Origin of the sequence: Marinomonas sp. FW-1 (genome assembly GCF_005222245.1) — a bacterium.
Lineage (GTDB): Bacteria > Pseudomonadota > Gammaproteobacteria > Pseudomonadales > Marinomonadaceae > Marinomonas > Marinomonas alcarazii.
The window spans coordinates 1650292-1663311 of sequence record NZ_CP025987.1; the positions used below are offsets into that span (position 1 = coordinate 1650292).

The window sequence follows — 13020 nt, forward strand, 5'->3', positions numbered from 1 at the left end:
TACCGCTATGAAATCATCTAGATATGCAGAGATTGCCAAGCGTTTGGCGGCTTTGCCTGAAGCACAACAAACTTTATTTCGTCAAAAACTGGCAGAGCAGGGGATCGACAGTTGGCAATTGCCCATCGTGCCTGCTAAGGCAGCGGTAACTAAGCCGCTATCGTTTGCACAACAGCGCTTTGTCATGGCCGAATCGCTCAGTGAACAAGCACTATATAATTTATGCTCCATGCTAGAACTAAGTGCCATGCCTGATGTAGCACTTTTGACACAAGCTTTTCAGCAGCTTGTGGCGCGACATGAAATCTTGCGCACATGCTACCAGCAACAGGACAACGGCGACTGGTATGCCAGCCTGATCGAAGACGCTTGGTCTGCGATGGAACAAGAAGCAGTTTCCAACGTTACGCCGGAGGTACTGCAATCCTGCTACGAAGAAGAGCTATCACGCTCATTTGACTTAGCAAATGAACACCCATTTCGTGTGCGTTTGCTTCAGTCAGAGCAGGGGGCTTGGTTGTTCTTCACGGTACATCATGTGGCATTTGATGCGTGGTCGACACAAATCCTTGTAGGAGAGCTAACGCATATTTATGCGGCGTTACAAAATGGCCAAACGGTACAGTTAGCCGCGCCTGCGATTCAGTATTCGGACTATGCTGTGTGGCAACGCAGTTGGCACGATAGTGACGACTGCACACGTCAGCAAACCTATTGGCAACAGCAACTTGCACAGTTGCCGAGCCATTTGTCATTGACGACAGATTATGCGCGTCCGACGTTACGTCAGCGTCATTATAGTGGGGCATTAACCAGCCTAACTTTACCTGCTGATGTCGTGCGGGATTTAAGAGCGCAAATCAGTAACGAAGGCTCGACCTTATTTATCTATTTGCAGACCGTATATGCTTGGATGCTTGCGCGTAACGCAGGGCAAACAGATCTATGCATGGGGTCATCAGTCGCCAATCGTGGTCGTAATGAGCTAAACGACATGGTTGGCCCATTACTTAATACGTTAGTGATGCGTCATCGTTTAGACGCTAACCCAACGTTTGCCCAAGCGCTGCAAAACGCACAGACCATGATGGCGCAAGCGTATGATCATCAGGATGTGCCATTTGAGGCATTGCCTGAACTACTGCAATGGCAGCGTGATCCGAGCTATTCGCCTATTTTTCAGGTGATGTTTGTACACGTTGCCTTGCCTGCGACCCAGAGCATTCGGTTTGGTCAGGCACACGCCAAAGTGCTTACACCTCAACAACATCAGGCTCGCTTTGATTTAACCCTACGAGTGGTAGAGCTAGCTGGAGAAGAGATTCGTTTAGATCTGGAATACAGTACAGAGCTATTTGCTCAAGCCACGGCAGAGTGTTTTCTTGCACAAATGGCGAGCTTGATTGACCGGACGACTAGCTCCTTAGACGCAACTAAAAATATCACTGTAAATGATTGGCGTTTTCCTTACGACCACAGTTTGTCTACTGGGCCAGCACTGCAAAGTGTGCCCACGCATTTGCCTGAGCAGATTGCTCACTGGGCTAATGAACGCCCACATGCCGCTGCATTACGCACCGCGACAGAAACATTGACGTACGACGAGCTAGGGCGTCAAGTACAGAACCTAAGTGCTTGGTTAGCTGCACAAGGTGTTGTTGAGGGCGATAGAGTCGCGTTGTGCTTACCCCGTAGTATTGAACAAGTGACTCTCATGCTGGCGTGTTGGCATCTGGGAGCCATTGCCGTGATGCTGGATCCTAAACAGCCTGCCGCACGTTTGCAGCAAGTCATTGCCAGTGCGCAAGCTCGCCTAACGCTGGTTACCCCGCACGCACACTCGTCTGAGTTTGAGGTGCCTGAGTTTGAGGCAACCACTTTGGTAATGCCTGATCTGAGCTCTTTGTCTGAAGGTTCTGCTGCTAAGGTGTCATTGACGCCCGATCAAGCGGCGTATCTCTTATTTACCTCCGGCTCGACTGGTACGCCCAAAGGGGTGTTGGTGAGTCATGGCGCAATGGCTCATTACGCGCAAGCGCTATGGGACGTGTTGCCTGCTACAACAGTGCAAACTTGGGCGACGCTAGCGACCACCGCGGCAGATTTAGGTATGACATCGGTTTTGTCAGCATTATATCGCGGTCAGACGCTGGTGCTACCGGATGCAGAGCTTGCCTTTGACCCGCCAGGGTTAGCGGAGTTTATGGCACAAGAACCGGTGGATTGTCTCAAGATAGTACCGTCCCATTTACGCGGACTGCTCAGTGTGTCTGAGCCACATAGTGTACTCCCACGTCAGCAATTGATTCTCGGTGGTGAAGGAATGGACGAGGCGCTGTTAGCACAGCTAAGAGAACTCGCTCCAGAGCTTACTATTGTTAACCATTACGGCCCATCTGAGGCATGTGTTGGGGTGGCTTGCCATGTGTTGGATTCAGAGCAGAGTGACGCCGCGAGTTCACGTCTACCGCTGGGTAAAGCGCTACCGGGCATGACACTAGAGGTACGTGATGAACAAGGGCAAAGGGTGCCTGTAGGTTGTCAAGGCGAGCTGTATATCAGTGGGCCACAACTGGCGCTAAGCTATTGGCAACAGCCTGAGCAAACGGCTCAAGCTTTCCCGCAGGATGCACATGGTCGCTGGTATCGTACAGGTGATAGAGTGCGATTAACCGCAACGGGACTGCTAGAGTTTTTAGGTCGCTGCGATGATCAGATTAAGCACCGGGGCTATCGCTTAGAGCCGGGTGAAGTCGAGCACTGGCTGATGCAGCAAAATGAGCTGAGTCAGGCACGTTTACGTCAACAATACCAAGGTGAGCGCGCACTGTTAGTTGCGTATGTGGTTTTGCATAGCGCCAATGATGGATTGGAACCATCCGCCCCATCACTGGCGGCATTACAAACACGCATGGCTCATGAATTGCCGAGTTATATGGTGCCGGATTTATGGCAAGTCATGGATAACTTACCCCTTAATGCCAATGGCAAAGTGGATGCTAAACAACTGCCCTGGCCTTTGCTTGATGAGCAAGATGGAGTGCAACGTCAAGAGGAGGCATCACTGACGGCCAACGAACAGCGCTTAGCGCTGCTTTGGCAGCAAGTGCTCAAGATAGACCGTGCCACCGCCCAAGATAATTTTTATGACCTCGGTGGCGATTCGATTCTAAGTCTACAGTTGATTGGCTTAGCAGCGCAGCAGGCGCTGCGCATTACGCCTGCTGAAATAGCGCAGCATCCAACCTTAGCGGAGATGGCAAAATGTTTGCCAGAGCCATCCGAAGTTGAGCTGCCAGAGACGACGCAAGCACTCATTCATCTATACAACGAGGTGTTACAGCGCACTGACTTGAATGCAGAATCGGACTTCTATCAAGTGGGTGGTGACTCCATATTAAGCTTGCAATTGATTGCCAAAGCACGTGCCCAAGGTATTCAACTGACGCCTAAGCTATTGACGCAAGCGGCAACACCTAAAGCCTTGAACCAAGCTCTGCATCCAGTGTTAGAGAGCGAAACTAAGGCGGAGAGCGAAGCTAAGTCGGAGAGCGAAGCTCGGGCGCAAGAGAAGCAACAAAACGTGTCGGATAGCTCAAACCATGCGCCGCAAGCCTATCACTCGATTCCAGTTCGTCTGCACCCAGACCAAGCGGTGCCTGTATCTGCTGCGCAACAGCGTTTATGGTTCTTACAGCAGCTCGAACCGGATAGCACGTCTTATCATGTGAGTCAGTGCTTTGAGCTACAGGGAGTGCTTGATCGTGAAGCATTATCTAAAGCTGTTGAGCAACTTAAACAACGCCACGGAATTTTACGTTGTCGTTTTTACGAGCAAGATGGGCAAGTATGGCAGCAGCTTTATCAAACTGAGCGCTCTAACATGAGCTACCATGATGTGGCGGCTCAGACAGAAGCGAATCTATCGCTCAGTGCAAAAAATATTGTGCGTCACGCGCTGCAACAGGTATTTGATTTGGCTCATGGGGAAACCTTTGCGGTGACCTTAATCCGTCTCGCTCCAGAGCGCCATTATTTACTGGTTAACTTGCATCACATTGTCACCGACGGTTGGTCAATGGGGCTTTTGGTACAAGACTTCCTTGCTTTCTACCAAGAGAGTGGGGCATCGAACGAAACGCTTGTGGTGACGTCTCGCCCGGATTATTTGGATTGGGTAGCCTATCAACAGCTACAGCACCATTCATCGCATCAAACTAAGTGCGATGATTACTGGCGCAACAAATTAGAAGGTATGCCGCCAGCAATCGCACTCAGCACTGATCACCCTTATCATGCCCAAGGCGCTCCAGTAGGCAAGGTGCTTGATTACCAATTCACCTCTGCCGTGCTTACCCATATAGAACACAGTGCCCGTACTCTAGGGGTGACCCCGTTTCAGCTTATGTTAGCAGCTTTTCGTTTGCTGTTATGGCGTCACAGCGGGCAAACAGATTTTGCCGTAGGCTTACCTGTAGCGGGCCGTCAGCATCCTGAAAGTCAAAGCATGGTGGGCTTGTTTGTTAATACTCTAGTGAGCCGACACCCAGTGCAGCCAGAGGCGCCATTTGCCACATGGTTAGAAAGCATGGTCGACAGCTTGCAAAAAGACCTTGAGCATCAAGAGATGCCATTAGAGCAGCTCATTGCTAACTTGCAGCCAGAGCGCAATCTGGCTCGCTCACCCTTGTTCCAAGTCTTATTCAACTATCAGTCAGACTTACATGGCTCTCGAACTCTCAATACAGCAGATCTTGAGTGGCAAACGCTTGATTTGGGAGATGTAGAGCGTGCCGCTAAGTTTGAGATCAGTATCAATCTGTTCCGTCAGCCAGAAGGTTTGTCACTGCAATTGGAATACAACGCGAGCGTGTTTGATCAGGTTCGTGCTGAACAATGGCTAACAGATTATGTCGCCTTGATCGAAGCGGTTTGCGGCGATGCCAAGCAGAGCATTGAACAGTATAGACTACCGTCTATGGTGGCTCCTCTGATCCCGCACTCGGAGGCGATTACAGCGCAAGAGGATTTTCTCACGCGTTTTGAACAGCAAGTTCAGCAAACACCTGATGCGACAGCGTTGATTGTTGCTGATCAGAAGATGAGTTATCAGGCCTTAAATGATGCGGCCAATCGCACCGCTCATTGGCTGTTAGCAAGTGGTTTGGTCGAGCAGGGGGCTGCCGATGAGCAATGCATTGCTTTTTGCTTGCCGCGCACTCAAGCAATGGTGATTGCGTTGCTGGCGATTCAAAAAGCGGGTGCCGCGTATTTACCGTTGGACCCCAGTCATCCGCTAGAGCGTAGTCGCTACGTATTGGATCATGCGCAGCCCAAATGCGTATGGGTAGCCGATGAAGCAATGCAAACGGCATTGGCGTCTGATTTGGTTCCCACTATGACATGGCATAACGTACAAAGCTTAAGTGCTGTGCAACACTGTGATAATCCGATGGTAGTGCGCCACCCAGCCAGCTTGCAGTACTGTCTGTATACCTCTGGCTCAACTGGAAAACCTAAAGGTGTGGCGGTCGAGCGGCGTCAATTTGCAAACTTCTTAACGGCAATGGAGCGTCAGTTGCCAGCGTTCCAATCATTGCTCGCACTGACGACTGTTACCTTTGATATTGCTGGATTAGAACTGTGCTTGCCACTGGTGAAGGGCGCTACTGTAGTGCTGGGTAATGAAGACGATCGACGCGATAGCGAACGTCTCTCGGCTCTGGTTAAACAACATGGCGTGGATTTAATTCAAGCGACACCATCAGGTTGGCGTTTACTGGCTGAATTGGCCCCAGCAAGCCTTGCCAATATTACCGCGCTGGTGGGGGGCGAAGCGCTAGAGGTTGAGCTGGCTCGACAGTTACAGTCCCGTTGTAAACAGGTGATCAATGTATATGGCCCTACGGAAACGACTGTTTGGTCAACCTACCAAACGCTGCGAGGCAACTTATCCCATGCACTGGTAGCGATTGGTGAACCGTTGCGTAATAACCAATGCTTTGTGTTAGATGAGCGTTTACAACCTGTGCCAAAAGGCGTTATCGGTGAGTTGTATATCGGCGGTGACGCGGTTACCCGTGGTTATTTAAAACAGCCAGCATTAACAGCGGAGCGCTACATTCCTAACCCATTTATGGCCGATGGCTCGCGTTTGTATCGTACGGGAGACCGAGTGAAACAGCTTGCAGAAGGCGGTTTGTACTTTGTTGAACGGGCGGATCATCAAGTTAAGATTCGTGGCTTCCGAGTTGAACTGGGGGAAATTGAAAGCTTGCTAATGTCCCACCCCAGCGTACAGCACGCGGCGGTGGGAGTATGGCGTCAGCATCATGGTGATGTCTTGCACGGATACTGTGTGATGCGTGCGGGTCATGTCTTCGACAGTGCGGATTTGCGCACTTATCTCAGTGCTCAACTACCCGAATACATGGTGCCAAGTAGCTTGCAAGAACTCGCAGCTCTACCGCTCAATGCCAGTGGCAAAGTGGATCGCAAAGCATTGCCAGAGCCGAAACAGAGTGACGTTGCAGAAGTCAGCGAACTGACTACCGTGCAAGAGCGTGTCTTAGCAGACGCTTGGCAAGAAGTGTTAGGCGTTACACAACTGGGTAAAGACAGCCACTTCTTCCACTTAGGTGGTCACTCTCTGAGTGCGGCCCAAGTGCGTGCTCGTTTACGTAGTAAAGGCTGGTCGTTGCCATTGAAAGCCGTGTTCGATGGGCCACAGCTCGCTGCTATGGCCGAGCAGATGGTCAATGACGAGCAGCGTACGATAACGCCTGTGGCCCGCCAGACATGGATGCCTTTGTCCCCAGCTCAGCGACGCATTTGGTTTATGCAACAAATGGATCCCCAAGATGCAGGGTTTAATATGAACTTTGCGGTTCAGATTGATGGTGATCTATCACACAACGCCTTGCAACACGCGCTGGATGCGGTAGTAGCGCGTCATGAAATATTGCGTGTTACCTACCATGACCACCAAGGTACGCCGATGCAGCGTGTCAATGCTGAGTTAAATGTGCCAGTGCAGTACTACGATTTACGTGGGGCTGAGGCCGCTCATGTAACTGAGCAACAAGCTGTGGCGGCTGGGCAGGCATTTGATTTAACGAAAGAAGCACCGCTAAAAGTGTATCTCTACCAAATTGCCGAACACAGCTTTGTGTGCCAAATGGTGCAGCATCATATTGCATCCGATGGTTGGTCTGGTGAGCGTCTTATTCAGGATCTGGCCCATGCTTATCGCATGGCGATCAATACTGATGCGTCGGCTCAAGTTCAGTTGCCTGAGCTGACGGTGCAGTATTTAGATTATGCCGTATACCAACAGTCTGAAGGTGAGCGCCAACGCCAAGAACGCGGTATTGGTTACTGGCAGACACACCTACAAGGTGCACCGAGTCAGTTAGCTTTGCCATTCGATTACCAGCGTGGCTCGGAGCAAGGTCAAGCGGGCGGTGATGCCTACTCGTTCACACTAGAAGCGGGTGTTGCACAAGCATTACAGCAGGTCGCGAAGCAACACGACTGCTCTGTATTTATGGTACTTATGGCGTTGTACACCTGTGTGATTCACAGTGAAAGTCGGGAGCAGGATTTAGTAATCGGTACGGACTCTGCCAACCGAACATTGCCGGAAACGGAGCCGCTTATTGGCTTCTTCGTCAACCTTTTAGCACTGCGTTTTAAACCTCGTGTCACCATGAGTTTCAGTGATTATTTAGCGCACGTAAAACAGGTCTGCTTGGTAGGTTTTGAACATCAAGAAGTGCCATTTGATCAAGTCGTTGAAGCGGTGAAACCGGACCGAATCGCAGGGCAGCATCCATTGATTCAGGCGCTGCTGGTGTTGCAAAACCAGCCGTCGGCACCAGATGAACTGTTATCAAACAGTGCGCTAGGCAATATTCGCTTAACGCCTATACCTGCTGCACAAACCCACTCCAAATTTGATATGGCGTTGTTTGTATCTGAGGCCGAACAGGGGGCCTTAGCACTGCGTTGGGTTTACAGCAAACGCCTATTTGAACAAGCCACTATTGAGCGCATGGCGCAGGCACTGCAACAGCTAGCACAGTGGCTAACGACAGCCAGCCCTGAGCGCCAAGAGACATCGCTTACAGCATTAACTACGTTTATTAAAGGGACAACCTCTATGTCTGATACCCTTATGTCTGATTCCGATACGAAAAAAACACCTAGTAAAATGGGCAAACTCGGCAAACTGAAGAAAAATCGCCAGCGTGAGTCTAACGCTGCGAGCGGCCCAAGAATCAATGTTCGTCCACTGTCCTCAGAGCGCCCATTTCCGTTATTGGTTGAAAGCATGGAACCTGGGCTAGATGCCAATATTTGGGCGCAAAATAATCAAGCGCAGATTTTAACGTGGCTTGAGCACCACGGTGGTATTGTGTTCCGTGGTTTTAACTTACCAGATCCCGTGGTGTTCGAAAGCTTCTGCCAAAGCATGTACCCAGAGCTTTACGGGCAATATGGTGACCTTCCGAAAAAAGAGGGCGGCAAAAAAATCTACCGCTCAACGCCGTACCCTGATGATCAAATGATCATGTATCACAATGAAAGCTCTCACCAGTTTAGTTGGCCGCGCCGCCAATGGTTCTACTGTGAGATACCGTCTGTAGAAGGCGGTGCAACGCCTATCGTAGATTGCCGTGAAATGTATCATCGCTTACCGCAATGGGCGCGTGAAAAACTACTTAATAAAGGGCTGAAATACGTACGTCATTTCAGTGGTTTAGATGTAAGTTGGCAGCATTTCTTTAAAACAGAAGACAAAGCTGAAGTAGAAGCGATCTGCCGCAAGGGTGACATTCAATTTGAATGGTATGACGAAGATAAGCTGTGCATTAGCCAAAATTGTCCAGCGATTATTCGTCATCCTGTGACGGGTGAAATGAGCTTCTTTAACCAAATACAGCTGCATCATTACAGTTTTTTGGAAGAAGAAGTAAAAGCCTATCTACTGAATGCTGGTGGTGAAGATAAATTGCCACGTAACGTTTATTACGGTGATGGCGAACCACTCGAACAAGACTTGGTTGACCTGATTAGCACCCTTTATGAAGCGTGCGCGGTGCGTTTTGATTGGCAAAAAGGTGACGTGGTCATGCTGGATAATATGCTCGCTGCCCATGCCCGAGATCCGTTTAAAGGCGAGCGCAAGATCGCCGTTGCTATGGGCGATATCTACCGTCAAAGCGATCTGCTTGAAGCTGTGCAAAAGGAGGTGATCTGATGTCACAATTTAATCAGTCATTGACTCAAGGGGAAGCTCTCACCTTACAGCAGAAATGTGCATCACAAGCGCCAGTAGCCTACTGGCTCACTTTGCCAAAGCAAGAAGAAGCCAGTGTACGTGGGCGTTTGCAGGCTTTGGTTGATGAGCATGACATTTTGCGCACCGTGTATGGTCAGCAAGTAGGATATACCGAAACGCGTCAACAAGCGCTGCAAGAGAGCGCATTGGACTGGCGCTGCGTGGAAGGCGAAAGCGCAGAGTGCTTGCTGCATGAGGCGCTGGCTGTCTTTACGCAACAGTCAGCCCCGTTATTAGCGTGGTTTTGGCCCAGACCAGATGAAAACCGCTTATTGCTTGTCGCGCCTGCTCAGTCGTTAGACCAAGGCTCGGCCTTGGCGATTCGTCGTTGTTTGTCTGGGCAGAGCGACCTTTTGTTAGATGAGCCGACTCAGTATTTGGATTACGCTGATTGGGTTGCGGATTTGCAAATGGGGGAAGATGCGAGCGCAGGCAGTGCATTTTGGCGTGGTCTAGCATTGGATACATTGCCCGATGCAGCATTGATCGAACAGGTGGGGCAGTCGAATGGGGCACTAGAGTGCCTGAATGTTTCATTAGGAGAAAGTGCTGCTCATGCGCTGCGTAGCTATGGGCAAACCATGGATGTGGCCACTTCTGAAGTAGCGTTAGCGGTATGGGCCGCACTGCTAGGCTTGGTCAACGGCAAGGAAGAGTTTCAACTTAGTTACTTCTACGACTGTCGTACGGATTATGAAGAGTTAGAAGATGCTTTGGGACGCTTTGTAGTGCCGTGTCCAGTACCTTGTTACCAACCGTCTAAAAATACCTTTAGTAAATGGTTTGCGGGGCAACACAGCCTTTGGCAACAGATGCTAGAGCAGCAAGAATACCTAGGCATGAGCCTCGACTTGAGTGCTCACGCTAGGCAAGTAGGCTTTGCTTACCAAAGCTTACTGGAGCCTAATGAAATATCCGCCGCGCAGCCGATAGGGGCTTCTGAATTATTGCTACAGGTGAGCGAAACGCCGCAAACGATTGAGCTGTCTTTACACTACGATAGTGGTCGCTATAGCCAAGCGGCGGTAGCACAACTGCTACAACGTTATGAGCTGCTGTTAGCGCGTGCGTTGGCACAGCCCAATGACACGATGGATACGCTGGATGTTTTCTTACTGGGCGAGCTGTCAGGGCTGGTGAATAACGATGCGACGTTTGTTCATACAGATCAGACATTTCTTGATAACTGGCGTATGAGTGTTGACCAATATCCCCAGCATCAAGCGGCTCGTTTCGTTGATGAAGTGTTAACGTATGCGCAAATGGATGCGCTCAGTGATCAAGTGGCGGCAGGCCTGCAACAACGTGGCGCGAGTGCCGGTAAGATCGTTGCCCTGTGTTTACCACGGAGTATGGACTTTTTAGTCACATTGCTCGGTATTATGAAAACAGGGGCGGCGTATTTGCCACTCGACCCAGAGCAACCCGAAAGCCGTCAGAATCTTATTTTAGCGGATGCTCAGCCTTTACTGACCATCGTAGAGACAGTCAATCAAGCGCAACAAATCACGGTTGCAGAGCTAAAAAATACACCAGCGGATTTTACGCCCGTTGCATTAAATCAAGCAACGCTGGCGTATGTGTTATACACCTCAGGCACGTCAGGTACACCAAAAGGCGTACAAGTGCCACATTCAGCATTGAGCCACTATTGCCAAGCGGCGATTCATGCACTGCAATTACCGAAAAATGCTGATTATGCACTCGTATCTTCGCCGATGGCGGACCTTGGCAATACCATGCTATTCCCGAGCTGGATACAGGGCGGGTGTTTGCATTTGTTAGACAAAGCCACATCTACCGACAGTGAGCTTTTCCGTCAGTACGTTGAGCGTTATCCGATAGACTGCCTAAAAATTGTGCCTTCTCATTTTATGGCGCTCAGTGAAGGCCAAGACTTAAGCGCCATTAGTCCACGTCAGTCTTTAATCCTCGGGGGAGAGAACATCTCAGCAGGATTGCTGCGCGCATTAGCGTCTGCTACACCTCTGTGTACGGTGTATAACCACTATGGCCCGACGGAAACAACTGTAGGTGTTATGTGGGGGAAAGTTGACCTTGAACGCGAGAGTGCCCGCTTACAGCACGTATTGGGTAATAACCGTGTGTATCTTCTTGATGATCATCAAGCGTCTGTCATAAACGGTACGGTAGGGGAGCTTTACATCGCTGGCCCTAATTTAAGTGCCGGATACCTCAACCAAGCAGAGCAAACGACTCAGGCTTTTGTGGCAGATCCATTTGCACCAGCACAGACCATGTACCGTTCAGGAGATCTGGCATTTAAGCGTGCTGATGGCAGTCTTGAGATTGTTGGGCGTGCGGATCAGCAGATCAAGATTCGTGGTTTCAGAATGGAGCTAGGCGAGGTTGAGTCAGCGCTTTCGAATTATGCCAGTATTCAGCAGGCGCACGTATTGGCACAGGGTGAAGGTGAACAAAAACGCCTTGTTGCTTTCGTGGTGGCTAACAGTGAGCAACACGAAAACGAACTTAAAGCATGGCTGGTGCAATACCTACCTGATTATATGGTGCCCGCGCGTATTCTCAGAGTCGAGCGAATGCCTTTGAATGCCAATGGTAAAGTAGACCGCCATACCTTAATGAATTGGCTTGAAGCGGAGCAAAAGCGCCAGTTTGTTGCCCCTAAAAACGAAATAGAAATAAAAATACTTTCTATTTGGCAAGACGTACTAGGGCGTGAGAACATTAGTACCGAAGATAACTTCTTTGATCTGGGTGGTCATTCATTAGCGGCGATTAAGGTGATTGCGCGTTTGCGTCAGGCATTCGACATTGAGCTGGCGGCGGATATTATGTTCCACAAACAAACCATTACCGCGCTAGCAGAGGTGATGGCTAAGGGCGACGCCAATCAAGCGGATTATCTGGTGACATTTAGTCAAGTGGAAAGCAAACCGACGCTGGTTATGATGCACTCTCTAGGAGGGCACTATCAGTATTATCAACCCTTGATTGATGCACTAAAAGGACAAGTAAACCTTTATGGCTTACTACCAGATGTAGCGCTGCTGGCACATAGTACGTCTGCGGATTTGGACAAGGTCATTGATCATTATGCGGATCAATTAGAAGCGTTACGTGAGCAGCCAATCGTATTAGTGGGCTGGAGTCTAGCGGGGCGTATGATGATGTGGCTTGCGCAAGCGCTGAGTGAGCGTGGTTTTACGGTGCAGAATGTAGCCATCATTGATTTTGATCCGACTCAGGTGCTGAGCAACGTTGATAATGAAAAGCAACAATTGCTAGAGGACTTACAACACTATTGTGCACAGCAAGGCTGGACGATTAGTGAGGAGCAATGGCAGACATGGTCTACTGCTTTACCGAACGATTATGATCAAGGCTTAGAACACATTCTTGCCAATGAAGCATTTGCATCTAAGTTGGACGAAAGCACGACGCAGGCAGAGTTTCATGATCGCATCATGATGCGCTGGTCATTGAAACGCATGTTTTATGATGCCCCAATCCCTGTGGTGAAGCAGCCACTGTGGGTGTGGCGCAGCAGTGAAAATGCAGCCCCTGTACATGCTTGGCAGCGTTACTCTTCACAGCCAGTACAAGGCTGGAGCATTGATGCAGACCACTTTGGAATCTTAGCAACAACGGAACTGGCTGAGCAGCTATTACAGCAGTGTAGCCAATACTGAGAA

The 13020-nt window shown here is 49.9% G+C and carries 2 protein-coding genes; both read left to right on the forward strand.

The window, feature by feature from the left end:
* Positions 1–7: 7 nt before the first annotated feature.
* Positions 8–9262: a non-ribosomal peptide synthetase gene (locus tag C1X04_RS07760; RefSeq protein ID WP_137169584.1), complete on the forward strand. Its 9255-nt coding sequence runs from the start codon at positions 8–10 to the stop codon at positions 9260–9262.
* Positions 9262–13017, forward strand: coding sequence for a non-ribosomal peptide synthetase (locus C1X04_RS07765; protein ID WP_137169585.1), 3756 nt, complete (start codon positions 9262–9264; stop codon positions 13015–13017). Before C1X04_RS07760 ends, C1X04_RS07765 begins: the two co-directional genes overlap by 1 nt.
* The last annotated feature ends 3 nt before the right edge of the window (positions 13018–13020 follow it).

Coding starts and splice junctions, on each gene's coding strand:
- C1X04_RS07760 (WP_137169584.1), top strand. CDS start 8: ATGAAATCATCTAGATATGCAGAGATTGCCAAGCGTTTGGCGGCTTTG.
- C1X04_RS07765 (WP_137169585.1), top strand. CDS start 9,262: ATGTCACAATTTAATCAGTCATTGACTCAAGGGGAAGCTCTCACCTTA.